Origin of the sequence: Gordonia aurantiaca (assembly GCF_039939235.1) — a bacterium.
Classification (GTDB): Bacteria; Actinomycetota; Actinomycetes; order Mycobacteriales; family Mycobacteriaceae; genus Gordonia.
On record NZ_JBDUUF010000001.1, the window covers coordinates 985,255 to 1,010,807 of the forward strand.

The 25,553-nt window shown below is 69.0% G+C and carries 21 protein-coding genes; 17 read left to right on the forward strand and 4 right to left on the reverse strand.

What is annotated here, in order from left to right:
- Nucleotides 1-144 precede the first annotated feature (144 nt).
- Nucleotides 145-1,308, forward strand: a complete 1,164-nt coding sequence (gene sucC, locus ABFT43_RS04520) for an ADP-forming succinate--CoA ligase subunit beta (RefSeq protein ID WP_006898841.1) — start codon at nt 145-147, stop codon at nt 1,306-1,308.
- Between the two features lie 13 nt (nt 1,309-1,321).
- Complete coding sequence (gene sucD, locus ABFT43_RS04525) at nt 1,322-2,224, forward strand: succinate--CoA ligase subunit alpha (protein WP_347959164.1); 903 nt, start codon at nt 1,322-1,324, stop codon at nt 2,222-2,224.
- A 112-nt stretch (nt 2,225-2,336) separates the two neighbouring features.
- Here sucD and ABFT43_RS04530 read toward each other — a convergent pair whose 3' ends face one another.
- Nucleotides 2,337-3,410 (reverse strand): GmrSD restriction endonuclease domain-containing protein, encoded by a 1,074-nt coding sequence (locus tag ABFT43_RS04530; RefSeq protein WP_347959165.1) that lies wholly within the window; start codon nt 3,408-3,410, stop codon nt 2,337-2,339.
- A gap of 69 nt (nt 3,411-3,479) precedes the next feature.
- Nucleotides 3,480-4,394: a phosphatase PAP2 family protein gene (locus tag ABFT43_RS04535; RefSeq protein ID WP_347959166.1), complete on the reverse strand. Its 915-nt coding sequence runs from the start codon at nt 4,392-4,394 to the stop codon at nt 3,480-3,482.
- Between the two features lie 74 nt (nt 4,395-4,468).
- Here ABFT43_RS04535 and ABFT43_RS04540 point away from each other — a divergent pair, with 74 nt between their 5' ends.
- The 7 genes from ABFT43_RS04540 (at nt 4,469) to ABFT43_RS04570 (ending at nt 10,324) form a co-directional block, all read left to right on the forward strand.
- Nucleotides 4,469-5,761: a glycosyltransferase 87 family protein gene (locus ABFT43_RS04540; protein ID WP_347959167.1), complete on the forward strand. Its 1,293-nt coding sequence runs from the start codon at nt 4,469-4,471 to the stop codon at nt 5,759-5,761.
- Between the two features lie 39 nt (nt 5,762-5,800).
- On the forward strand, nt 5,801-6,499 hold the full coding sequence (locus ABFT43_RS04545; protein WP_347959276.1) for a hypothetical protein: 699 nt from the start codon (nt 5,801-5,803) through the stop codon (nt 6,497-6,499).
- A complete protein-coding gene (locus ABFT43_RS04550; RefSeq protein WP_347959168.1) occupies nt 6,496-6,948 on the forward strand; it encodes an RDD family protein in 453 nt (150 codons plus the stop codon). Before ABFT43_RS04545 ends, ABFT43_RS04550 begins: the two co-directional genes overlap by 4 nt.
- Nucleotides 6,949-7,088: 140 nt before the next feature.
- Complete coding sequence (locus ABFT43_RS04555; RefSeq protein WP_347959169.1) at nt 7,089-8,558, forward strand: carboxyl transferase domain-containing protein; 1,470 nt, start codon at nt 7,089-7,091, stop codon at nt 8,556-8,558.
- A complete protein-coding gene (locus ABFT43_RS04560) occupies nt 8,555-8,956 on the forward strand; it encodes an NUDIX hydrolase (protein WP_347959170.1) in 402 nt (133 codons plus the stop codon). Before ABFT43_RS04555 ends, ABFT43_RS04560 begins: the two co-directional genes overlap by 4 nt.
- Before the next feature lie 58 nt (nt 8,957-9,014).
- On the forward strand, nt 9,015-9,641 hold the full coding sequence (locus ABFT43_RS04565; RefSeq protein ID WP_347959171.1) for a nitroreductase family protein: 627 nt from the start codon (nt 9,015-9,017) through the stop codon (nt 9,639-9,641).
- Nucleotides 9,642-9,682: 41 nt separating this feature from the next.
- Nucleotides 9,683-10,324, forward strand: coding sequence for a TetR/AcrR family transcriptional regulator (locus tag ABFT43_RS04570; RefSeq protein ID WP_347959172.1), 642 nt, complete (start codon nt 9,683-9,685; stop codon nt 10,322-10,324).
- A 16-nt stretch (nt 10,325-10,340) separates the two neighbouring features.
- Here ABFT43_RS04570 and ABFT43_RS04575 read toward each other — a convergent pair whose 3' ends face one another.
- Nucleotides 10,341-11,984: a class I adenylate-forming enzyme family protein gene (locus tag ABFT43_RS04575; protein ID WP_347959173.1), complete on the reverse strand. Its 1,644-nt coding sequence runs from the start codon at nt 11,982-11,984 to the stop codon at nt 10,341-10,343.
- A gap of 97 nt (nt 11,985-12,081) precedes the next feature.
- On the opposite strand from ABFT43_RS04575, the gene ABFT43_RS04580 reads away from it, so the two are divergent.
- The 8 genes from ABFT43_RS04580 to ABFT43_RS04615 all read left to right on the forward strand — a co-directional run bounded on the left by ABFT43_RS04580 (nt 12,082) and on the right by ABFT43_RS04615 (nt 21,807).
- Nucleotides 12,082-12,921 carry a TetR family transcriptional regulator gene (locus ABFT43_RS04580; RefSeq protein ID WP_347959174.1) on the forward strand — a complete coding sequence of 280 codons (840 nt, stop codon included), beginning with the start codon at nt 12,082-12,084 and terminating at the stop codon, nt 12,919-12,921.
- A gap of 280 nt (nt 12,922-13,201) precedes the next feature.
- Nucleotides 13,202-14,176 (forward strand): cyclase family protein, encoded by a 975-nt coding sequence (locus tag ABFT43_RS04585; protein WP_347959175.1) that lies wholly within the window; start codon nt 13,202-13,204, stop codon nt 14,174-14,176.
- A gap of 21 nt (nt 14,177-14,197) precedes the next feature.
- Nucleotides 14,198-15,859 (forward strand): class I adenylate-forming enzyme family protein, encoded by a 1,662-nt coding sequence (locus ABFT43_RS04590; RefSeq protein ID WP_347959176.1) that lies wholly within the window; start codon nt 14,198-14,200, stop codon nt 15,857-15,859.
- Nucleotides 15,860-15,955: 96 nt separating this feature from the next.
- Nucleotides 15,956-17,191, forward strand: a complete 1,236-nt coding sequence (locus ABFT43_RS04595; RefSeq protein ID WP_347959277.1) for an acyl-CoA dehydrogenase family protein — start codon at nt 15,956-15,958, stop codon at nt 17,189-17,191.
- Between the two features lie 94 nt (nt 17,192-17,285).
- On the forward strand, nt 17,286-17,972 hold the full coding sequence (locus tag ABFT43_RS04600) for a DUF5336 domain-containing protein (RefSeq protein ID WP_347959177.1): 687 nt from the start codon (nt 17,286-17,288) through the stop codon (nt 17,970-17,972).
- Nucleotides 17,953-18,789 (forward strand): class I SAM-dependent methyltransferase, encoded by an 837-nt coding sequence (locus tag ABFT43_RS04605; protein WP_347959178.1) that lies wholly within the window; start codon nt 17,953-17,955, stop codon nt 18,787-18,789. The genes ABFT43_RS04600 and ABFT43_RS04605 overlap by 20 nt, the downstream gene beginning before the upstream one ends.
- Before the next feature lie 153 nt (nt 18,790-18,942).
- Entirely contained in the window at nt 18,943-20,907 is a 1,965-nt protein-coding gene (locus ABFT43_RS04610) for an NAD(P)/FAD-dependent oxidoreductase (RefSeq protein ID WP_347959179.1), read from the forward strand.
- Between the two features lie 45 nt (nt 20,908-20,952).
- Nucleotides 20,953-21,807 carry a VOC family protein gene (locus ABFT43_RS04615; protein ID WP_347959180.1) on the forward strand — a complete coding sequence of 285 codons (855 nt, stop codon included), beginning with the start codon at nt 20,953-20,955 and terminating at the stop codon, nt 21,805-21,807.
- 59 nt (nt 21,808-21,866) lie between these two features.
- On the opposite strand, the gene ABFT43_RS04620 is transcribed toward ABFT43_RS04615, so the two are convergent.
- On the reverse strand, nt 21,867-25,430 hold the full coding sequence (locus ABFT43_RS04620) for an indolepyruvate ferredoxin oxidoreductase family protein (RefSeq protein WP_347959181.1): 3,564 nt from the start codon (nt 25,428-25,430) through the stop codon (nt 21,867-21,869).
- Nucleotides 25,431-25,553 lie beyond the last annotated feature (123 nt).

Genomic DNA, 25,553 nt, shown 5'->3' on the forward strand with positions numbered 1-25,553 from the left:
TACCCGCGAGTAAGTTCGGACCGAGCGAGTGATCTGTCGCACAAGGACAGGGTGCGCGCGAGGCGGACTTCGGGCACAGGTTTAAAGTCCGATATGGCCCGCGTTACACCCTTGGGCGGGCAAATCTACGAGATGGTGAGCTGAATGGATCTCTTCGAATACCAGGCGAAGGAACTGTTCGCCAAGCACGGGGTTCCCACCACACCCGGTCGGGTGACCGATGATGCCGCCGATGCGCGGGCGATCGCCGAGGAAATCGGCAAGCCCGTCATGATCAAGGCGCAGGTCAAGACCGGTGGACGTGGCAAGGCCGGTGGCGTGAAGTACGCCGCCACCCCGGACGACGCGCAGTCCCATGCCTCCAACATCCTTGGTCTGGACATCAAGGGCCACATCGTCAAGAAGCTGCTGGTCGCCGAGGCCAGTGACATCGCGGAGGAGTACTACATCTCCTTCCTCCTCGATCGCGCCAACCGCACCTACCTGGCCATGTGCTCGGTCGAGGGCGGCATGGAGATCGAAGAGGTCGCCGCGACCAAGCCGGACCGCCTGGCCAAGGTCCCGGTCGACGCCGTCGACGGTGTCGACCTCGCCTTCGCGCGTGAGATCGCCCAGAAGGGTCACCTCCCGGAGGAGGTCCTCGACGCCGCGGCCGTGACCATCCAGAAGCTGTGGGAGGTCTTCGTCGCAGAGGACGCCCTCCTGGTCGAGGTCAACCCGCTCGTCCGCACCCCCGACAACCAGATCCTGGCCCTCGACGGCAAGGTCACCCTGGACGGCAACGCCGACTTCCGTCAGCCCGGCCACGCCGAGTTCGAGGACCGTGATGCCACCGATCCGCTGGAGCTCAAGGCCAAGGAGCACGACCTCAACTACGTCAAGCTCGACGGCGAGGTCGGTGTCATCGGCAACGGCGCGGGTCTGGTCATGTCGACCCTCGACGTCGTCGCGTACGCCGGTGAGAAGCACGGCGGCGTGAAGCCCGCCAACTTCCTCGACATCGGTGGTGGCGCCTCGGCCGAGGTCATGGCCGCCGGTCTCGACGTCATCCTCGGCGACGAGCAGGTCAAGAGCGTCTTCGTGAACGTCTTCGGTGGCATCACCGCGTGTGACGCGGTCGCCAACGGCATCGTCGGTGCCCTCGAGAAGCTGGGCTCGGAGGCCAACAAGCCGCTCGTCGTCCGCCTCGACGGCAACAAGGTCGACGAAGGTCGCAAGATCCTGGCCGATGCGAACCACCCGCTGGTCACGCTCGCCGAAACCATGGACTCGGGCGCCGACAAGGCCGCCGAGCTGGCGAGCAAGTAAGGGAGCCACGCCAATGTCGATCTTTCTGAACAAGGACAACAAGGTCATCGTCCAGGGCATCACCGGTGGTGAGGGCACCAAGCACACCGCCCTGATGCTGAAGGCCGGCACCAACATCGTCGGTGGCGTCAACGCCCGCAAGGCCGGCACCACCGTGTCGCACGTCGACGCCGACGGCAACACCGTCGAGTTGCCGGTGTTCGCCTCGGTCGAGGAGGCCATGAAGGAGACCGGGGCCGACACCTCGATCGCCTTCGTCCCACCGAAGTTCTCCAAGGACGCCATCATCGAGGCGATCGACGCGGAGATCCCGCTGCTGGTCGTCATCACCGAGGGCATCCCGGTGCAGGACACCGCCTACGCGTGGGCCTACAACCTGAAGAAGGGCGGCAAGACCCGCATCATCGGCCCGAACTGCCCCGGCATCATCACCCCGGGCGAGTCGCTGGTCGGCATCACGCCGAACAACATCACCGGCAAGGGCCCGATCGGTCTGGTGTCGAAGTCGGGCACCCTGACCTACCAGATGATGTACGAGCTGCGTGACCTCGGCTTCTCGACCGCCATCGGCATCGGCGGCGACCCGGTCATCGGCACCACCCACATCGACGCCATCGAGGCGTTCGAGAAGGACCCCGAGACCAAGCTGATCGTCATGATCGGCGAGATCGGTGGCGACGCCGAGGAGCGCGCGGCCGAGTACATCAAGGCCAACGTGACCAAGCCGGTCGTCGGCTACGTGGCCGGCTTCACCGCGCCGGAGGGCAAGACCATGGGTCACGCAGGTGCGATCGTGTCCGGTTCGTCGGGCACCGCGCAGGCCAAGAAGGAGGCTCTCGAGGCCGCGGGCGTCAAGGTCGGCAAGACGCCGTCGGAGACCGCCGCGCTGGCGCGTCAGCTCTTCGAGGCCCTGTAAGTCGTTCCGACACAGGTCTTTCGACACGAGAAAGCCCGAGCGGGTGAACCCGCTCGGGCTTTCTCGTGTTCTGGGGCCACCGTGTCCCGGAGGGATGGCAGAGGCCGGAGCCCTATGACTCGCAGGCCACCCCGTCGCCGTCACGGTCGAGCTTCGCGCGGTAGCCGGGCTGGCCCGCATACAGCGGCGCGGCTCCGGCGTCTTTGGCGGCCGAGCAGTTCGGGTAGTACACCGATCCGGCGTCCGGCGCGGCGGGTGCCGGTGCCTCGGTGGTGGGTGCGTAGAGACGCGGTGGCGTGTACGTCGGCGTCCCGGTCGGCTCCGGAGCGGGTGTGGCGGTTCGGGTGCGGGTGTCGGCACGGTCGGTCGTGGAGGTCGCCGACGACGCCGGGGTGGCCCCGCATGAGGTCAGGACCCGGGCGATCGCGTCCTTCTCGGCCTGCGTCACCCACAGCCCGTATGAAGCCTTCACCTCGACCTGACGGGACACATAGGTGCAGCGGTAACCCTTGTTCGGCGGCAACCAGGTGGCGGCGTCGCCGTCGCCCTTCTTCTGGTTGGTCGGGCCGTCGACGGCCTGCAGGTTGCGCGGGTCGTTGGCGAGGTCGGCGCGCCGCTGCGGCGAGAGCTGCTGGGCGCCCTTCTGCCACGCGTCGGACAGCGCCACGACGTGGTCGATCTGCACCGCGGACGACGTGTCCTGCCCGCGGACGAACCGGATCGTCTTGCCGGTGTACGGGTCCTGCAGCGTCCCCGACAGCACGACACACCCCCGGGTCCCGGGCTTGACCGTGATGTCGGTGAGATCGCGGCGCAGGATGTCGTTGCGGGTGTCGCAGCCGTTGTGGCCGCCCTCGACGTCCACGTCGTCGGACCAGCGCTGGCCGAAGAGGTCCCGGTCGTAACCGGTCTTGGGGGCACGGCCCTTCACGGGCAGTGCGTTCAGGGTCGCGAGGGCGCGTTCGGCGGTCTCGGACACCGCCTGGGTCGTGGCCGTCACCGGGGTGTCGGTCGTGGCGTGGGTGAACGTGTGCTGGGCGGTGGACGTGGTCTCCACCGGCGGTGTCGCGGCCGTCTGCACGAGGTCGGTGCATCCGCTGGCGGCGATCGTCAGGGCTGCGAGTGGGCCGGCCGCCAGCATCCATCTGGCCGCGCGGTCACGGCGTGGAACAGCAGTACTCGTCATGGTCGATCGAACCTCTCGAAGAAACACTCAGCATCATGACGCGCGCTTGTCTGGACGAGTCTCGGCCCTTTATCGCCCCGGCGTGGGTGTTGTTACACGACGCGGTTCCGGTGCTTTCGGGACCGGGTTCCTGCGCAGCATCTCCCGAAGTCGGGGCGTCCCGTAGATGACGACCGTGGCCACCGCGATGATCGCGAGCACCGCGACGATGTCGAGAATGTAGTGGTTTGCGGTGCCCACGACGACGAAGGACGTCACGAGCGGGTAGATGACGCCCAGCGCGCGGACGATCGGTCTCTCGGCGATGAGGAAGATCATCAGGCCCGACCAGATCGCCCAGCCGCAGTGCAGTGACGGCATGGCGGCGAACTCGTTGGTCATCGACTCGGGTCCGGGAGAGCCGGATTCGGCCCACCATCCCCACGAGGACGTGACGGCCATGACGTCGATGAAACCGGAGTACATGCGCGGCGGAGCCGTCGGATAGGTGTAGAAGCCGACCAGTGCGAGCAGGGTGGTCGCGGCGAGTACCAGGGTCGCCTTCCGGTACTCGTCCTGGTGCCGGATGTACAGCCAGACCACGACGCCGATCGTCACCCACCAGTGCAGGGTGTGGTACTCCAGCGCCGAGAGTGCGGACAGGACGTCGTTACCCGCGACCCACTCGTTGACCTTCTGCTCGATGTCGATGTGCAGCCACGACTCGAGGCGCATGATCTGCGAGCCGTGTTCGAAGGCCGGCCCGGCGTCCTTGCCGCCGGCATTGCGCACGGCCGAGTAGGCGTTGTAGACGCCGAGGACGACCGCGATCTCCAGGAGCAGGCGGAGGACGGCCGGCGCCGACGGCATGCGGGTGCCGCGGGAATCGGATGGCGTCTCGTGGGCGGTGGCGCCGAGCGGCGCGAGATCGTCGGTGTCCAGGGCGGGTCGGGCGGTGACGGTGCGCTCGCCCTCGACGGGCCCCCGCGAGGCAACCTTAGTCATGTATGTACCTTACATACATGCTCAGGGGCAGATTGTCGGCCCTCTGTCGGGACTGCGCGGGGTGGTATCCGCGGGTGCTGACACTGTTGCGGGGGCGCTGGGGGCACACGGTGGCGTATGCCGTCTTCTTCGTCACGGCGTCGATCATGTTCGCCGTGACCGAGCTGTCCACCCATCTGCTGTGGGCGGCCTGTGCGGCCATCGGGTACGGGGTGTCCCTGGCGACGAGCGTCGTCCCGGTGCCGAGGCGCGCCGAGCCGTGGCGTGCCCGGGCGGCATTCGTCATGGCGATGTGCGGTGCTCTGGTGGTGCCGCTGGCGTTGCTGCTCACCGGGCGGTACGGCGTGCAGAACGAGGTGACCATCATCGAGCAGTCCGCCGATGTGTTGTTGTCCACCGGGACACCATATGTTCACGACGCGTCGAGTCTCGACCAGATCAACCCGTATCTGCCCGGAATGGCGCTGTTCGGTGTACCCGCCGCGGTCGGGGGCATGGTCGGGGAAGGCGTGGGACACGCCTGGAGCGCGCTGACGGACCCGCGGATCTGGTGCCTGCTGGTGGCCGTCGTCAGCATCGCCACCGCACTGAGGCTGCACGGGGTGAGGTCGCTGCGGGCCCGTGCGGCGATGTGCCTGTCGCTGTTGTCGCCGACGGTGGCGCTCGAGATGTCCACCAGCGGAGTCGACATCCCCCTGGCCGGTCTGCTGGTGCTCGGCTTGGCCCTCGCCGGGGCCGCGAGGCCGAAGACGGCAGGCGTTGCCGTGGGCGCAGCGCTCGCGCTCAAGTGGGTGGCGGTGATCGCGGTGCCGGTGGCCGCGCTGCTGATCCTCGCCCGGGAGGGCCGACGTCGCGTCGTCGCATTCCTCGTCGCCTGCACGGTGACCTTCGGCGCCCTGCTCACCCCGGCGCTGGGATCCGTCGTCGACATGGTCGCGCAGGTCGTGAAGTTCCCCGCCGGCGTGGGTGTCGTGGCGACCCCGGCCCGCAGCCCGATGCCGGGTGTGCTGCTCGCGTCGACGGGCGGGGGAGGACGGCTGGGCGCCCTCGTGCTCCTCGCGATCGCGGCCGCGGCCATCGCGGTCCTCGTGATCCGCAGGCCGCCCGAGACCCTCGCCCGGGCCTACGTCTACGCCGGGCTCGGGTTCGTCGCCTTGTTCCTCCTGGCCCCGACCGGCCGGTTCGGCTACATGGTCATCCCGGTGATGCTGTTCGGCGCCGCGTACGCGACGTCGCAGTTCGGGAACCGGAAGGAGGGCGCGAACCCGCCCGCCGGCCTCGAGGGGCTCGCCCGCCGACTCGCCGGATACCGCGTCGCGGAACGGTCACGGCTCCTGTCGGCCCACGTGAAATCGGACACGGCGTGAGATGATCCCGCGGTGGACTCAGAGACGCGGCCGGGTGCGATGTCCCGTCTGGCGGGTGCATCGCTCCGTTTCGCGGGGGCGATCTTCGACGTCGCCGAAACCGCGCCGCTCGCCGGACCGGCGATCACATGGATGCGGACCCGCACCGTCGATCTCGTCGAGGCCACCCGCGTCCGCGTCGCCACCGCGGTCCGTGCCGTGCTCGGCGCGGTCATCCGAGAGGTCGTCGTCGTCCTCACCGAGACCGTCGATCTCACCGACCTCGTCCTGCACGAGGTCGACCTGGATCGGCTCGTCGCCGCGGTGCTCGAGGTCATCGACCTCGATGCCGTCATCGAGACCGTCGATCTCGATCGAGCTGTCGCACAGGTGGATCTGATGAAGGCCATCGATCTGGTCGACCTCGACGAGGTCATCCGGAAGGTCGATCTCGATGCGGTCGCCGACCTCATCGACATCGACGCCATCGCGGCCCGCATCGACATCGACGCCATCCTCGACCGCGTGGACCTCGTCGGTCTCGCCGAGGAGATCATCGACGGCGTCGACCTGCCCGACATCATCCGCGAGGCGAGCACGTCGGTCACCGCCGACGTGATGACCGACGTCCGCAGCACCAGCGAACGTGCCGACGACGCGGTCGCCAACGCGGTCAACCGATTCCTGCGCCGACGCAGCGCCGAGTCCGAGGCGACCGCAGCGATCGAGGGGTCGGACCGGGACGGAGCTGGCGAGTGACGGCCGTGCACCGGGCACATGCGGTGCAGGACCGGGACAAGACCGCCGGCATCGTCAGCCGGGGGATCGGGGCATTCCTCGACCTGCTCATCGTGTGGACGATCCTGGCCGCCTGCTATGCCGGCCTGTCGCTGATGAAATTCGCGGTCTCGGTCAGTGAATTCCACTTTCCTCACGTCGACACAATCTTCACGACAACGGGTTTCGTGGTCACCTCGGTGATCTACCTGGCCACCTGCTGGGAGGTCTCCGGTCGCACACCGGGTTCGGTGGTCATGGGGCTGCGCGTGGTCGACTCCAAGGGTGGGCGCCTGCGTCCGTCGGTTGCGGTCCTGCGGGCGCTCCTGTGCACCGTCTTCGCGGTCGGCCTGCTGTGGGTCGTGGTCGACCGCCGGCGCCGGTCGGTCGCCGACATCCTGCTGCGGACCCGCGTCATCTACTCCCGCTGACCTGCTCAGCCTGGCGAGCCCCTTCTCGACGTCCTTGCCGAGCCACTTTCGAAGAGCCCGAAGACGCCCGCGACACGGCTGAACAGGGTCTCATCGGTTCGTGCCGATGGTGCCGGTCGTTGGGGCGCTACGGTGGGGGAATGGGTCACAGGACGCGTCTGTCGGCGGTGCAGTTGCGGGACCTGATCGTCGACGACGGTACGTGGGAGTCGTGGGACACCGTGATCGCGCGTCCGGCGGCGACCTCCGACGGCGAGGACCGGGCGTATGCTGATGACCTCGCCCGCGCCCGTGAGCTCGCCGGGACCGACGAGGCCGTGATCACCGGCGCCGGACTGATCGGCGGCCGGCGCGCGGCGATCGTGCTGAGCGAGTTCGGATTCCTCGGCGGGTCGATCGGCCGGGACGCGGGCCGACGGATCGTCGACGCAATCGTGCGCGCGACCAGGGAGGGCCTGCCGCTGATCGCCTCGCCCGCGTCGGGCGGGACCCGGATGCAGGAGGGGACCGCGGCGTTCCTGCAGATGGTCGCGATCACCGGCGCGGTCACCGCGCACAAGGCCGCCGGACTACCGTATCTGGTCTACCTCCGCCATCCGACGACCGGCGGGGTGTTCGCATCGTGGGGCTCGCTCGGTCATGTCACGTGGGCACAGCCCGGGGCGCTGATCGGATTCCTCGGTCCGCGTGTGTACGAGGGCCTCTACGGCGAACCCTTCCCGGAGGGCGTACAGACGGCCGAGAACCTCGTGCGCACAACGGTTGTCGACGACGTGGTGGAACCCGTGGACCTCGGCGCGCGACTGGCGGCGGTGCTGCGGCTGCTTGCCATGCACGACCAGCTCGCGACCACGGACCCGGTGTCGCCCACCGGGCCGGCCCCGGTCGCGGAGTCCGCCGACGCCTGGGCGAGCGTGCTGGCCACGCGCGCGCCGCAACGCGCCGGGTTGGCCGAGTTCCTCGCACTGGAGGACTCCGCGCCGCTGTCGGATGCGGGACCACTCCGGTTCTCGCTGAGCAGCTTCGGCGGCCACGTCGCGCTGGTCGTCGGATACGACCGGGTCTCGCAGGAACGCGGGGAACTACCCGGCCCGCGGCATCTGCGCGAAGCACGCCGGGCCATCATGGCGGCCGGCGAGCTCGGGTTGCCCGTCGTCACGGTCATCGACACACCGGGTGCCGAACTGTCCGTGGTGGCCGAGGAGGGCGGTCTCGCCGCCCAGATCGCGCGCTGCACGGTCGAACTGATCAAGGCGCCGGTCCCGACGGTGTCGATCCTGCTCGGCCAGGGGGCGGGTGGCGCGGCCCTGGCGCTGTTCCCGGCCGACCTGCGGGTGGCCCGCGCCGACGCCTGGCTGTCGCCGTTGCCGCCGGAGGGTGCGAGCCTCATCGTCTACCGCGATCTCGATCACGCCGCCGAAATGGCCGCGCGCCAGGGAATTCTCGCCGGACGGCTCGCCGAGCAGCGGATGGTCGACGTCGTCGTGGACGCCGACTCCGATGCCGAGGCGCTGACCGGTGTCCGCGCGGCGGTCGCGCGGCACCTGTCGACGTCGCCCGTGCCGGACATCCCGGCGCGCACCCGGGTGCCCGTGGCAGAGGTCCGATGAGCCGCCGTATCGTCGCCGTCGGCGCCGTGCTCACCGACGAGCAGGGCCGAATCCTGTTGATCCAGCGGCGCAATCCGCCCGGGGCGGGGAAGTGGACGGTACCCGGGGGCAAGGTCGAGCCCGGCGAGTCCCTGCAGGCGGCGGTCGAGCGGGAGATGCTCGAGGAGACCGGACTCCACGTCGAGGTCGGCGAACTGCTGTGGACCGTCGACATCCCCACCGGCGTCGACGACGCGGTGTTCGAGGTGCACGACTTCGCCGCGCGGGTGCGGTCGGGCACCTTGCGCGCCGGTGACGACGCCGCCGACGCCGGATGGTTCGGCGTCGAGGAGATGGCGGACCTCCCGGTGACCCGCGGCCTGGTGGAGTACCTGCGCGCACACGGAGTCGTCGGGTGACGGGCACGGGGTCCCCCGACTGTGGTGCGCCCCGCCCGTGACGTGGAAGATTGGGGACATGACCGATCTGCTGCCGCTCGACCCCGACCAACTGCTCACGACGACACGATCGGTGCGCAAGCGCCTCGATCACGACCGTCCGGTTCCGCTCGACGTCGTCAAGGAGGCGCTCGAGATCGCGCTGCAGGCGCCCACCGGCAGCAACAGCCAGACCTGGCACTGGATCGTCGTCACCGATCCGGAGCTGAAGCAGAAGATCGCCGACTACTACGCGCAGTCCTTCGCCACGTACTACTCCGGGCAGAAGTTCCGCGACGAGACCGGCAAGCGCGTCGCATCGAGCGCCCAGTATCTCGCCGACACCATGGGCCGGGTCCCGGTGCTGGTCATCGGTGCCATCTACACCGGCGGCGATCTGCCGGAGGGCAACCAGGCGGGTGTGTGGGGATCGCTGTTGCCCGCCGCGTGGAGCTTCCAGCTCGCCCTGCGTGCCCGCGGACTCGGCTCCGCGTGGACAACGCTGCACCTGGCCTACGAGAAGGAGATCGCCGAGCTGCTCGGCATCCCCCGGGACAAGGGCATCCACCAGGGTGTCCTCCTGCCCGTGGCGTACACCAAGGGCACCGACTTCAAGCCCGCGCCGCGCAAGCCGCTCGACGACGTGCTGCACATCGATCGTTGGTGAGCCGCCATCGGTGATCGCCGGTCGGTAGAGTGCGGATCACGATGTCCGCGACGAGTGACACCCCCGAGGTCGAGGCGGCCGACGCCCCGCGCCCGCCGACGCGCCGCACGCAGGCGAAGGCGGCGCGCCGTGCCGAATTGTTGACCGCCGCCGCCCGGCAGATGGCCGAACGCGGCTTCGCCGGGGTGCGTCTGGAGGACATCGGGCGCGCGGTCGGGGTCAGCGGCCCGGCCATGTACCGGCACTTCGCGTCGAAGTCGGAACTGCTCGACGAGATGCTCGTCGACATCAGCCGGCGCCTGCACGACGGCGGTGTCGAGGTCGTCGAACGGGGCGCTCCGCCCGACGAAACGCTGTTGTCGCTCATCGGTTTCCACATCGACATGCTCGTCACCAAACCCGACCTGATCGTGGTGCAGGACCGCGACCTGTCTTCGACGACGCCGGAGGCCAACCACCGGGTGCGGTCGTTGCAGCGCCGCTACGTCGAACGCTGGGTCGATGTTCTCATCGGTGTGTACGAGCAGGAGGGACGCGCCCTCGACCGCGCCGAGGCACGCGTGCGGGTGCACGCGATGTTCGGCCTGCTCAACTCGTCCCCGCGGCTTCCGGAGTACGACGAGGCCGAACTCCGGCGCCTGCTCAGCGCGATGGCGCTGGCCGCGCTGCGGTGTCAGACGTGACCGGCGTCGTCCCGGCTCAGCGCAGCTTTCGGCGCAGTAGCTTGCCGGTCGCGGTGCGGGGGAGCGCGTTGACGAGTTCGACCTCACGCGGGTACTTGTACGCGGCCATCCGCTCGCGGCAGTAGTCGATGAGATCGGTAGGCGTGACCGCCGAGCCCGGGCGCAGGGCCACGTAGGCGCGTGTCGACTCACCGCGATAGTCGTCGGGAATCCCGATCACCGCGGCCTCGACGACCTCCGGATGTGTCTGCAGCACCTGCTCGATCTCGAACGGCCAGATCTTGTAGCCCGACGCGTTGATGAGGTCGTTGCTTCGGTCGATGACGTAGAACCACCCGTCGGCGTCCATGAATCCCACGTCGCCGGTGCGCATCTCGCCGTCGCGCAGCGCCGAGTCGGGATCGTCCTCCCGCCCCCAGTAGCCGGCCGCGATCTGCGGGCCGGTCGTGACCAGCTCTCCGAAAACGCCTGGTGGAACCGGATTCCCGGCGTCGTCGACAACCCGGGTCATGGTGTCGGGGACCGGCAGGCCGACCGAGAGCGCGCCGGTCTCGGGGTCGACCGGGGCGCGGACCCCGGGCGGCACCATGTGGGTCGGCGACGTGGACTCGGTCTGCCCGTAGACGTTGTGGATCATGCCCCCGAGTCGCGCCTCGAGACGATCGGCGACCTCCGGGAGGACCGGTGCGCCACCCGAATACCGCAGTCGCAGCGACGTCAGGTCCTCCGGTGACACGTCGGGATGGTCGGCCAGTGCGATGTAGGCGGTGATGGCGGCGACCGAGAACGCCGGACGCCACGTGCGGATGGCGTCGAGCACCAGTGCGGCGTCGAAGCGGTGTGTCAGGACGAGCGGCGACCGTGCCGAGAACGACAGCATCACCGAGCCGACCAGCCCGGTGACGTGGAAGATCGGCGACATGCACAGGATCGGCTCGCCGGGCTGCAGCCCGGTCCAGTCGCGGTACACCTGGGCGCTGAACGCCAGGTTGCGGTGCGTGAGCATGGCGCCCTTGGGCGGACCGGTCGTCCCGGCGGTCGGGGCCAGAACCGCGACGTCGCCGGGTCGCGGATCGTGCCGGTCCACGTCGCGTTCGCCCGAACCGATGACCTCGAGCAGGTCGAGCGTGCCCGCCGGACGTGTCCGGCGCACCCCGAAGACCCGCTGTACCTCTTCGTTGCCGGCGAAGTCGAGCGGGGAACAGGTCACGACCAGCTCGACCGACGGCGTCACCGCGATCTCGTCGGCGGCCTCCGCATGGACCTCTTCGAGCACGAGGAGGGCGCGCGGGGTGAAATCATCGAGCGCCCTGCGGAATTCGGGACGACGGTTGATCGGGCTGATGAGCGCGGCCACGCAGCCGGCCTTCCAGGCCGCGAGCATCCCGACGACGATGGCGGGCTCGTTCTGGACGGCGATCCCGACCCGATCGGCGGGATCGAGCCCGTGCTGTTGCAGCAGGTGGGCGAGCGCGTCGGAAGCGGCGTCGAGGTCGGCCCAGGAGAGGGTCGCGTCGAAGTAGCGGATCGCGGGGTCGTCGGGTGCATCGGCCACGGCGGCGGCGAACATCGCCAGGGGTGAGGCGAACTCCGGGTCGAGGTGATCGGGCAGGCCGGCGGGGTAGTGGGTCAGCCACGGTCGGGCGTCGTAGGCGTTCATGCGGGGATGCGTTCGCCGTGACGCAGGAGCTGCGACCGTTGGTTGTCCACATCGAAGAGTGTACGAAAAGCCTCGCGATGGCCCTATGGTGTTCAGCGTGGCCGAACAACCGACGACCCACTCCGGTGCGCTCGTGCGCGACCTGCGCAAGCAGGCAGGCGTCACGCTGCGCGGACTCGCCGGCGGCATCGGGGTGAGCGTCGGGACCATGAGCGCTATCGAGAACGGCAAGGTCGGACTGACCGTCGACCGGCTGCGCGACATCGCGCGATGTCTCGACGTGCCGGTCTCGCGACTGCTGGAACCGCGCCCGGAGCAGACACCGCCGGCCGACCCCGATCCGTCCGATTGGCGGGCGTTTCCGCCGCTCGAGCTCGATCCGGTGCTGCAGTCGGCCATCGAGGTGTTCACCGAACTCGGGTATCACGGCGCCACGATGCGGCTGATCGCGGCGGGGGCCGACATCAGCGTCGCCGGGATCTACCACCACTACCCGAGCAAACAACATCTGCTCGTCGCGCTGGTCGATCTCGCGCACTCGGACCTCCTCGGACGCCTCGACGCCGCGGGTTCGGGCGCAGATCCGGTGACCGCCTTCGCGAACATGGTCGAGGCGCTGACGCTCTTCCGCGTCGAACGCCACTCGCTCGCGCTCGTGCTGGCGACCGAGCTGGGGCGTCTCGAGGAACCCAACCGCTCCCGCCTCCGGGCATCGATGGCGCAGATCGAGCAGCGGCTGCTCGACACTGCGCGAAAAGCCGCGGAGCAGGGCGTTTTCTGTGATGGTGATCTTCCGGCGGCCGCGCGCGCCATCGTGACGATGTGCCTGGCCGTGCCCACGTGGATCGAGGACGCCGACGCGGCCGAGGGACGCCGGCTCGCGCGCGAGTACGCCGGCCTCGCCCTCGCCATGGTGGGTTGTCCGGCGGGTCGCTAGCGTCCTTCCGCGTGCCGGCGCCGGTCGCCGGGTCGTGTTCAGTCTTGTTCAGTATTCCTGAACCATCTCGATGACCTGCGTGTACGCACTTTGCTCCGACAAACATTGAGACATCGCAGAATTCGCACTTGACGGGCTCGCAGACGGGTGCGATGCTCGTCACAATGAACTCGCTGAGCGAGCGCTCGGAAAGTTCAGTGCAAGTTCAGTCCGCATGGTCGAGTCCCCGGATCCCCCCAGCCGTCGGCTGGCTCCGCCGGGACGAATCAAAGGAGATGAGATGACCGAGGTCGCTGCACCGTCCATGGCCGAGCTGCTCGGCGCCGACGCCCCGTCGAACTGGGGCAAGTGGGGTCCCGATGACGAGGTCGGTGCCCTGAACTACCTCGACGCGGGCGAGGTGCTGCGCGGCGTGCAGCACATCAAGTCGGGCGAGACCTTCACCTTGCAGATCGAGATGGGCCGCAAGGAGAGCCCCGGCGATCCCCTGTGGCCGGGCCGCGAGGGCATCTCGCGCACCAACATCCTCGACGAGGCGTCGTGGGACGGCGACGGGGCACCGCAGTTCCCGGGCGGCCTGCACTACGCCGACGACACCGCCAAGATCTTCCTGCAGGGCTCCACGCAGTACGACGCGCTGGGTCACGTCTGGTACGACGGCAAGCTCTGGAACGGCTACGACGCGCGCAGCACCGTCGACGCACTGGAGAAGGCGTCGGTGCTGCCGATCGCCGAGAAGGGTGTCGTGGGACGCGGTGTGCTCATCGACATGGCGCGCCACCGCGGCAAGGAGTACCTGGAGAAGGGTGAGACCTTCGATCACACCGACCTCGAGGAGGCCGCTGCCGCACAGGGTGTCACGATCGAGCCACACGACATCCTCATCATCCGCACCGGCTGGCTGAAGTACTGGTACGACCTGAACGACCCGGAGAAGTTCTACGACGGGTTCTGCGAGCCCGGGCTGACCTACTCGCGCGAACTCGTGGAGTGGTTCCAGGACAAGGAGATCCCGAACCTGGTCACCGACACGATCGCCAACGAGGTGACCACCGATCCGGTGTCGGGCGTGGCGCTTCCGCTGCACAACGCCCTCATGCGCAACCTCGGCGTCGTCTTCACCGAGATCGTCTGGCTCGAGGCGCTGGCCGAGGCCTGCGCGGCCGACAACCGGTGGAGCTTCCTGTACGTCGCGGCCCCGCTGAAGGTCGTCAGCGGCACCGGCGCGCCGGTGAACCCCGTCGTCATCCGCTGAGAAAGGCCTGACGAGGACAACATGAGCGTCTACGACGACAAGGTGTGGCTCAGGCACTACCGCGAGCAGGACCTCGCACCGCGCACCATCGAATTCGACACGGCCGTGGACATGTTCGCGGCCACCGTCGCGCGAGATCCCGACGCCGACATCATCCGGTACTTCGACGGGGCGATCACCGCCGGCGAACTCGACGAGCTGACCGACGCGTTCGCCGTCGGCATCCTGGATCTCGGTTTCACCCCGGGTGACCGGGCCGTGGTCTACGCACAGAACATCCCGCAGTTCGTCATCGCCCAGCTGGGCATTTGGAAGGCCGGCGGCATCGCCGTCTCGGCCAACCCGATGTACCGCAGCCGCGAACTCGCCGAGATCCTGGTCGATTCCGGTGCCACCGTGCTGGTCGCGATGCAGCAGCTTTACCGCGATGTCGCGCAGGAGGCCCTGCGCGACAACGACACCTCGGTGAAGACCGTGATCACGACGTCGGAGCTGGAGTACCAGAGCGCGAACAGCGGCACCCTGGCCGGCGCCGAGGTCATCGAATGCCCCGACACGGTCGACATGGCGACCCTGCTCGCGAAGTACCGCGGGCAGCGGCCGCCGAAGGCCGAACTGTCCGGTGACAGCGTCGCGTTCCTCACCTACACGTCGGGCACCACCGGCCCGCCCAAGGGCGCGATGACCACTCACCGCAACGTGGTCTTCAACGCGCAGACCTACCGCGACTGGGTCGGCATCACCTCGAGTGACGTGATCCTCGGTGTGGCACCGCTCTTCCACATCACGGGTCTCATCGCACATATCGCGCTGGCCGAGCTCACCGGCGCTCCGCTGGTGCTGATGTACCGCATGGATCCCAAGGACACCATCGCCACCATCGAGCGCGAGAAGGCGACCTTCACGGTCGGCTCGATCACGGTGTTCATCGCCCTGATGAACGTGCCGGACGTCGACCCGGGTGCACTGGCCAGCCTGACGAAGATCTACTCGGGGGGCGCCCCCATCCCGCCGAGCACGATCGCCGAGTTCCAGAATCGGTTCGGGCACTACATCCACAACGTGTACGGCCTGACCGAGACGACCTCTCCGTCGCATGCGGTGCCGTTCGGGGTCACCGCCCCGGCCGACGAGGAGACCGGCGCGACGTCGGTCGGCGTGCCCGTCTACGACACCGTCGTCCGGATCGTCGACGAGAAGGGCAACGACCTGCCCGCGGGCGAGGTCGGCGAGCTGGTCACCGCGGGCCCGCAGGTGGTCGCCGGGTACTGGAACAAGCCGGAGGCCACCGAGAAGGGCATCCCCAACGGTGTCCTGCACACCGGCGACGTCGGATACATGGACGCCGACGGATGGTTCTACATCGTCGACCGCAAGAAGGACCAGATCAACACCAGCGGGTTCAAGGTCTGGCCACGCGAGGTCGAGGACGTGCTCTATGAGCATCCCGCGGTGCGGGAGGCGGCCGTCATCGGCGTGCCCGACTCGTACCGCGGCGAGACCGTGAAGGCGTTCGTGAGCTTGCGCCCCGGCACCACCGCCGAGCCGCAGGAACTCATCGAGCACTGCAAGGAACGCATGGCGGCCTACAAGTACCCGCGTGAGGTCGTGGTGATGGACGACATCCCCAAGACCGCGACCGGAAAGCTGCTGCGGCGCGAACTGCGCACGGCCGGAAAGTGATTCGTCGTCCTCCCCATCGTCACGATAGTGGCGGTGGGGAGGACGACGTTCTGTGTAGGAGGAACGATCATGAGCTCAACCATCGCGGCCGGCGCCGTGATCCACCCGGATCTCACCCTCCGGGCACCCGCCGAGACCCTCGACCTCCGCCCGTCGGCGAGGGCCATCGAACTGCAGGAGAAACTCATCGCGTTCATGCACGAGGAGGTCTTCCCGGCCGAGGCGCGCTACGAACACGAGCGAGGCCTCGGCGGCCCCGACGACCACGACGTCCCGCCCGTCGTGGAGGAACTCAAGACCAAGGCGCGTGAACGCGGCCTGTGGAATCTCTTTCTGCCGTCGGAGTCCGGCATCGGCCAGCTCGACTACGCCGGGCTCGCCGAGATCTCCGGCTGGAGCCTGCATCTCGCGCCCGAGGCCATCAACGGGCAGGCCCCCGACACCGGCAACATGGAGCTGCTGCACCTGTTCGGCACCGACGAGCAGAAGCAGACCTGGCTGCAGCCGTTGCTCGACGGCACCATCCGGTCCGCGTTCTCGATGACCGAGAAGGACGTCGCCAGCTCCGACGCCACCAACATCGAGACCAGCATCGTGCGCGACGGAGACGAGTACGTCATCAACGGTCGCAAGTGGTGGACCAGCGGAGCAGCCGACCCGCGCTGCAGGATCCTCATTGTCATGGGCAAGACCGACCCGACGGCCGACACGCACCGTCAGCAGTCGATGGTGCTGGTGCCGATCGACACACCGGGAGTCACCGTCGTGCGCGACGTCCCGGTGTTCGGCCGGCACGACCAGCACGGCCACGTCGAGGTCGTCTACGACGACGTGCGGGTCCCGGTCGCGAACCTCCTCGGCGAGGAGGGTGCCGGATTCGCGATGGCACAGGCACGCCTCGGTCCGGGTCGTATCCATCACTGCATGCGCGCGCTGGGCGCGGCCGAACGCGCACTACATCACATGGTGGAGCGGGCGAAGGTGCGCGTCGCCTTCGGCAAGCCGCTCGCCGAGCAGGGTGTCGTGCAGCAGCAGATCGCCGAGTCGCGGATCGCCATCGACCAGGCCCGCCTGCTCTGCCGACTGGCCGCGAAGACGATCGACGAGCTCGGCAACAAGGCTGCGGCGCCGTACGTCTCGGCCGCCAAGGTGTCGGTGCCGCGGGTGGCACTCGACGTCATCGACCGTGCGATCCAGGTCCACGGCGGCGCCGGCGTCAGCGACGACGTGCCGCTGGCGATGATGTACGGCTGGCACCGCGCGATGCGCATCTTCGACGGCCCGGACGAAGTACACCTGCGGACGATCGCGAAGGGGGAGCTGCGGCGGTGACCCCACTGCATGAATGAATCTCCTCGCGACGGGTGCGCCGTCCCGGGCGTCGGCCTACGCTGATCCGCACGTCACGACATCCGAGGAGCTCGCCGTGAATCCAGCCGATCCCAGCCGGCAGGGCGGACAGTGGTCGCCGGCCCCACCCGGGCCACCGGAGAGCGGCGGATTCACGGCCGGCCACGCTGAGAACACGCAGTTCGTGGGCGGGCCACCCACCGGCGAACCCGGACCGCAGTGGGGTCCGCCGGCCCCCGCACCGTCCGACCGGTTCCCGACGGGAGGGTGGGGGCCGGCCCCGGGGACGGCGCCGCCGAGGCCCCGTCCGGAGCCCGCGGTGCTCGCGGCACTCGGCGCTGTGGTCGCCGGGATCGTCACCTACTTCATGGGTTTCGTGAGCTGGGTGACGGTCTCGGCCGCGTCGGAGGAGGAACTGGACCGCTGGGGACGGGAGTTCGAGGAGGGGCGGGGCGGTATCCCGGCGTTCTTCTCCTATGAGGTCGTGCTGAATCCCGGGAAGTTCTTCATCCTGCTCGGTGTGGTCGCGGTCGCGACCACCTTCGTGCTGTTTCCGCGATACCGGAAGGCGTTGCCGTTCCTGGCGGTCGTCGCGACCGCGGGCTGGCTCGCGCTGTTCGCGAGCGCCCTCGTCATGCCGCCCTTCCTCGATCTCGGCGCCGGTGCCATCGTGGGCCTGATCCTCGGGTTTCTGCAGGTTGCCCTGTTGGTGGTGGCGTCGTTCTTGTACGGTCTCAGACAGGATGACGCCCCTCCCCGATGAGGTATCGCCGGCGGTTCGCGACGACGATCCGCTGGTGGGCGCGCTCCGTCGTGCGGGATGTGTCTTCGCCGAGGACGAGGCCGCGCTGCTTCGTGAACATGCCTCGAACGCAATCGAACTCGATGCGCTGGGTGCGCGGCGGGTGTCCGGTGAGCCCCTCGAACACATCGTGGGCTGGGTGCAGTTCGGTGACCTGCGACTCAGCGTCGGACCCGGCGTGTTCGTGCCCAGGAAACGGTCCCTGCTGCTGGCCGAGCAGGCGGTAGGCGTAGTGGCGGGGTTCGCCGATCCCGTTGTCCTCGAGGCGTTCTGCGGCGTCGCGCCGATCGCGTCGACGATCGCCGCCGCGTTTCCCCGCGTGCGTCTGCATGCCGCCGACGTCGACGAGACCGCGCTGGAGCACGCGCGTCGTAACCTACCGGTCCACGCGCACGTCCACCGCGGGGCCGGACTCGATGCGGTGTGCGCAGACCTCCGTGGACGCGTCGACGTGATCGCCGCGGTGCCGCCGTACGTCCCCGACGACGCGTTCGGCCTCCTCGCGCCCGAGGCCCGCGATCACGAGCCGCGGCGGGCCCTCACCGGTGGCGCCGACGGACTCGACCAGGTCGCGGACCTCATCGGTGACGCACGGGAGTGGCTGTCGGCATCCGGCGTCCTGCTCGTCGAGATGAACGGCGCCCAGTTCGAGGCGCTCACCGCGCGGGGGCGCGTGCCCGGAGACCTGCACGCCGACCCGATACCAGGTGGGGACGGGCAGACCGTCGTCGCGAGGCTGCGCCACCGGGTCGGTTCGCCGCGGCACGCCCACGCCTGATCGCTCGCCGTTGCCCGCTCGGCCGGATCGTGGTGGATCTGTTGCGGGCCACCGGGCGGTCGTGCAGGATGATTGCACACAAAACTGTATTCATTGCGGCTCCCGACGGAACCGCCGGGCGCGTTCGCGCCCGACATGCCCCAGGAGAGGACAATGGCCACCACAGTTGCCCTCCATCCGCACCTGTTCACCCCTGGGCGGATCGGAACGCTGCAGATCGGGAACCGGATACTCAAGTCGCCGCAGAGCACGGCGACCTCGAATCCGGACGGCACCGTCACCGCGCGCACCGTCGAGCACTACAAGCGACTCGGCGAGGGCGGCGTCGGCCTGGTGATGATGGAATACAGCTTCATCGACTCCGACGCGAGCAAGGCGATCCACAACCAGCTGGGAAACGCCCATCGTGAGCACACGCCGGGTCTGGGTTGGGTGGTCGACGAGGTCCATGCGACCGGAGCCCGGATCGGATTGCAGATCGCCCACGGCGGCCGGCAGAAGTTCCTCGGCACCGCGCCCATCAAGTCGGCGACCGACTCGTCGTGGTCGGATGTGGAGGGGCAGTACGGCGTGGTGCCGACCCCGATGACCGTCGAGGAGATCGATGCGGTGGTCTCCGCATTCGGCGACGCCGCGGCGCGTGCGTACGCCGCCCGCTTCGACATCGTCGAGGTGCATGCCGGTCACGGTTACCTGATCACCAATTTCCTGTCGCCGCACACCAATTGGCGCGACGACGAGTACGGCGGAAGCTTCGACAACCGGGCACGGCTGCTACTGCGGATCGTCGACGACATCCGGGCCAAGGTTCCTCGCGACTTCCCGCTCAGCATCCGGTTGTCGGTCACCGACTACGAGCCGGACGGCATCCCCATCGAGGAGACCGTCGAGCTGTGCCGTCGCCTCGAAGAACACGGTGTCGACGTGCTGCATTGCTCGGGCGGGCACCACGCCGGCATGGAGTGGGAGGTCAGCCCCTGGTATCAGGTGCGGACCCCGCACCGTTGGGGGTGGGAGAAGATCAAGGCCGCGGTGTCCATCCCGGTGATCGCGTCCGGGTCGATCGTCTCCCCGGACACCGCCGAGGAGATCCTCGCGTCCGGGTCGGCGGACTTCGTGTCCCTCGGGCGGCCGCTGCTCGCCGATCCGGACTGGGCGCGCAAGGCGAAAGCCGGTCGGGTCCTGGAGATCACGCCGTGCATCCGGTGCAATGACGGTTGCCTGCACCGTGGTCTGAACAAGGGGCGGAGCGTCGGGTGCAGCGTGAACCCGAGCGTTGCCGAGGAAGGTCGGTTCCCGGTGACGCGGGCCGAGACGAGCAAGAAGATCGCCGTGATCGGCGGCGGCCCGGCGGGACTCCACGCCGCCGCCGTCCTGCACGATCGCGGGCACGACGTGACGCTCTTCGAGCCCGGTGAGCTCGGCGGTCTGTTGAACCACGCCCAGGGGTCGACGGTGAAGCAGGATCTCGCCGCGCTCGCCCGGCACCTGGTCCACGAGGTGTCCAGGCGCGACGTCCGGGTCGTCCCCGACGCGGCCGACGCACAGACGATCGCGTCGGGCGAATTCGACGCCGCCGTGGTGGCCACGGGTGCCCCGCCCGCCGAGCCCGGGTTCCCGATCGAAGGGACCATCCCGGTCATCACCGCCGCGCAGATGAGATCAGCCGACGCCCCGCGCGGCCGGGTGGTCATCGTGGGTGGCGGACTCCAGGGCTGCGAGGTGGCGTTGCGGATATCGGAGGCGGTCACCGCGTCGGGTGACGCCGTGGACCTGACGATCCTCGAGGCCGGGCCGGGCCTGCTCGCGGGTGACGAGGTCTTCACCGACAACGAGCGGCTTCCGCTGTTCCTGCGCGCCGCCGGTGTCTCGGTCAGGTGCGGGCACACCGTGGTCGGCGTCGACGACGAGGGTGTGCACGTCGAGACGGGCGTCGGAACGGAGACCGTCCCGGCCGACGCCGTCATCCTCGCGCTCGGCCGGCGCCTCCCGGACTCCACGCTCGCCGACGAAATCGAGGCGGCGGGTATCGAGGTCCGGGTCATCGGGTCGGCGCGTCAACCGGGGCGCGTGTTCGACGCCATCCACACGGCGTTCTTCACCGCTCGGTCCCTGTGACATGCGGGGCACTGTGAAATCTGTAAGCACCAAGAGAGGAAGAGAATGAAGATCCACGGGATCAGCTGGGTCGGATCGCGGACGTCGAACTACCAGGCGATGCGCGACTTCGCAGCCGACACACTCGGGTTGAAGGTCGACCGCGAGCAGCAGAACGCGGTGGTGTTCGGGCTGCCCGACGGTTCGGCGCTCGAGGTGTTCAAACCGACCGACAGCGACCACTCCTTCTTCGAGCACCCGGTCGCGGGCCTCATCGTCGACGACGTGCGCGAGGCGCGCGCCGAGCTGGAGGCCAAGGGCGTCGAGTTCATCGGCGAGGTCCACGACGGGGTCGAGGACTCGTGGGGCACCGCATGGTCGCACTTCCGGGCGCCCGACGGGCATGTGTACGTCCTGATCAGCCGGCCCGCGCTCACTGAGCAGAAGAAGCCGATCGAGACGAAGCGACGCTTTGACGAGCTCCGGATCTGCCTGAAGGTCAAGGACATCGACGAGGCCGTGCGGGTGTACCGCGAAGGCCTGGGTATGGAGATCGTCGACGAGTGGACGCACCCGGCGGGGCAGCGTGGTGTCCTCTTCGGAGTCGTTCCCGCCGCGGTCGAGTTGTTCGACGAGGCCCAATGGGAACTCGTCGACGACGCCGAGCTCGGACGGCAGGTCTCCGGCGATCACACGCTGCGCGTCGAGGTCCGGGACGTGGACGAGATCGAGTCTCTCGCAGAGATCCTCGCCGGGGTCGGTGTCTCGCGCGACGGGGAGGTCACCAAGACCCCGTGGGAGCAGAACTGCCTGCGGATGAGCACTGCCGAGGGCGAGCAGCTCACGCTGTTCACCCTGCCCGACGAGGAGCGCGTCATCCGTGAGGAGGCGCGTTCGGTGTTGTCGGTCCGCCAGGCCTGAGGCCTCGGCCCGGTGCACCGGGAACCCGATTCCCGGTACACCGGGTGACGGCGCCCGGGTCAGATCCCGAGTGTGCCCCGCCGCCGCGCGACCTCCGCGCGGTACCGCTCGACGTTGCGCATCTTCACGTTCTCGTAGCCGCGCACCATCTCGGGCAGCCCGGCGAGTTCCACCACGGCGGGCATCTCGGAGTCGCCGAGGCGGCCGTCCGCGATTCCGGCGAGCAGCGCGTCGACGAGCTCGCGGTACTCGACGATGAGCGCGCGCTCGGTGCGGCGGATCTCGTTGCGGCCGAACGGATCGAGCCGGGTCCCGCGCAGCTTCTTCATCTTCGCGAGTGTGCTAAGCGGCCGGTTCGCCCAGGGGCCGAGGGACATCTTCTCCCGCATGCCCATCCGGCGCAGCGTCGGCGGATGCAGCCGGATGGCGACCTCGGCGTCATCGCCGAACTGATCGGCCACCCGCGCCGCGAACGATGCGTCCTGGGTCAGCCGTGCCACCTCGTACTCGTCCTTGTAGGCCATCAGCTTGTAGAGGTTGCGCGCCACCGCGTCGGTGAACGCATCGTTTCCGACGCTGCGGTGCACCCGCTCGACGACGCCGAGATAGTCACGGGCATAACGCTCGTCGGCGTAGGCGATCAGCTCGTCGTAGCGGATGGCCACGGTCCGGGTCAGGTCCTCGGCGAGCCCGAGGCCGCCGGCCAAGCTCAGCGCGTGCCCACTCGGCTCGATCTCGGTGGTTGCGGCCCCGTGCAGCTCGGCGATGGTGGCCGACACGGCGTCCGGGTCGGCCACCGCCTGCCGTCCGCGCCGGAACGCCTGGATGTTCGCGTCGACGGCGACCCCGTTGAGCTCGATGGCCCGCTCGATCGACCGGGCCGTCACCGCGAGTGCGCCGGCCTGATGGGCGGCACCCACCATCAGCATGTTGGCGAATTGCTCGTCGCCGAACAGCGACGTCGACAGCGCACCGGGGTCGAGGTAGACCGCGCGCGCCACCCGGGCATCGATGGCCGAATGGATCGCGGTCTCGGCCGGGAAGCCAACCGAGGTGTCGATGACCATCAGGCCGGTCGGGATCTTCGTCGTCGACACCACCGCGACGGTCTTCTCCGGCGCCGCGACCTTCAGGTGGACCGGATCGGTGCCGACCAGCGGATCGCACACCAGATACAGGTCGCAGTCGTCGGTCGCGACCTTCGCCGCCTGCTCGACCGCGTGCGGGGCGATCTTGATGTCGCTGACCACCGCGCCCCCCTTCTGGGCCAGACCGGTCATGTCGACGGTGCGCGCGGCATGCCCGTCGAGCACGGCGGCGGTGGCGAGCACCTGGGACACCGTGACCACACCGGTCCCACCGATACCGGTGACGCGCAGGGAGAAGGTGTCGCGAACGGCGGGCACCGACGGCGCCGGCAGCTCCGAGTCGGGGATGTCGGCCGCGCGCCTGCGTGTGCGCGCGATCCCCGGCGTGACGTCGACGAACGACGGGCAGTCGCCCTTCAGGCACGAGTAGTCGAGGTTGCACGAGCTCTGGTCGATCTGCGTCTTGCGGCCGAACTCGGTCTCCACCGGATGCACCGACAGGCAGTTCGACTTCTCGCCGCAGTCGCCGCAACCCTCACAGATCCGTTCGTTGATCATCACCCGCGTGGTCGGGGTGGGCATGATGCCGCGCTTGCGCTTGCGCCGCTTCTCGGCGGCGCAGTGCTGGTCGTGCACGAGCACGGTCACCCCCGGGACCGCGGCGAGTTCGGCCTGCACGTCGAGCAGTTCGTCCCGGTGACGGACCTCGACCTGCTTGGGCAGGCCCAGCGCCTTCGTGCGCTTCGGGTCGTCGGAGGTGACGACGACCCGGGCGACGCCCTCATCGATGAGCAGGGAGGTCAGGCGCGGGAGATCCATCGCGCCGACCGGGTCCTGGCCGCCGGTCATGGCGACGGTGCCGTTGTAGAGCAGCTTGTAGGTGATGTTCTCGCCGGAGGCCACCGCGGCCCGCAGGGCGAGCGACCCGGAATGCGCGAATGTGCCGTCGCCGATGTTCTGCACGAAGTGGTCGGCGGTCACGAACGGGGCCATGCCGAGCCACTGCGCGCCCTCGCCGCCCATCTGGGTGCAGCCGGTGATGTCGCCGACCTGCCGCGGGTCCATCAGCAGCACCATGGCGTGGCACCCGATCCCGGCACCGACGAGGGTGTTCTCGGCGACCTTGGTGGAGCTGTTGTGCGGGCAGCCGGAACAGAAGTACGGCGTGCGCACGGCCAGTGGGAGCTCGATGCGCGTGCGGCGCTGCGCCTTCCGGTCGAGCCAGGCCTGCGCGGCGTCGACGTGATGGCGGGTGAGGCGGTTCGCGAGGCCACGGGTCACCGCGTCCACGTCGAGTTCGCCGAACCGGGAGAACAGGGTCGAGCCGTCCTCGTTGACCTTGCCGACGATGCGCGGCGCCCGCGGATGGCGGAACAGGATGTCACGCATCATCGTCTCGATGAAGTCGCGCTTCTCCTCGATCACGATGACCTCGTCGAGATCGCCGCGTGCGGTGTCGAACATGAAGCGGTTCAGGATGTCCCGCTCGATCGGGTACACCATGCCCAGCTTGAGGATGCGAATCCCGAGGCGGCGCAGGTCGGTCTCGCCGATCCCCATGAGGCGCAACGCTTCCCGGAGGTCGAGATAGGTCTTGCCTGCGGCGACGATGCCGATCCGGTCGTCGGGGCTCGACACCACGATGCGATTGATCCCGTTGAGCCGCGCGTACTCCAGGGCGCGGGGGATGCGGGTGGTGAGCTGGTTCTGTTCCAGCTCCATCAGACTCGCTCCCAGCAGCCGGCCGCTGGGGACGTGCGGACTGCGGCCGAGATCGCCGTAGGTCGGGACGTTGCGGTTCGGGTCGACCTGCGCGGTCGACGCGCCGTCGGCCACGTGCGCCGAGATCTTCAGCGAGGTCCACAGGCCGCTGACCCGGCTCATGATCGCCGCATGCACGCCGAGGTCGAGGATGTCCTGCGAGTCGGCGGGATAGAGGACCGGGATGTAGAGGTCGGCCAGCGCCATCTCGGAGGAGCAGGGCACGGTCGAGGACTTGGCGCCCGGGTCGTCGCCGACGACGGCGACCGCGCCCCCGTTCGGGTGGGTGCCGACCAGGTTGGCGTGCCGCAGCGCATCGGTCGCGCGGTCGAGGCCGGGGGCCTTTCCGTACCAGTACCCGACCACGCCGTCGCGGGCCGTGCCGTCGGCGGTCGGCGAGAGCTCGGCGACCTGCGCGGCGATCTGCGACCCCATCACGGAGGTCGCGGCGATCTCCTCGTTCAGGCCGGGGCGGTGGAGGATGTCGTATGGGGCGAGCAGCTCGCGGCGACGAGCGAGTTCGAGGTCGTAGCCGGCCAGGGGAGACCCCTCGTAACCGGAGATGTACGACGCGGTGGCGAGGTTCTGGAGGCGGTCGACGCGAGCGCGGTCGCGGACCATGCGCACCAGTGCCTGGATGCCGGTGAGGTAGATCGTGCCCGACTCGCGGACGTATCGGTCATCGAGCGAGAACCCGTCTGAAATCGGCTCTGGCCTGCGGGTATCGGGAACGGACACCTGCCGGGGGCGGGCGCGGTCGTCTGCGAGGGTCATGGGGTCACCTGGCCTTCTATGTGCGGTGGTCGACTCGGTCGTGCCGGGGGTCGACGCATCGGTTGTCGCGGCCCGGGGGGTGGTGGGCCTGAGACCACAGTACGAGACGATGGTGACGGGCGT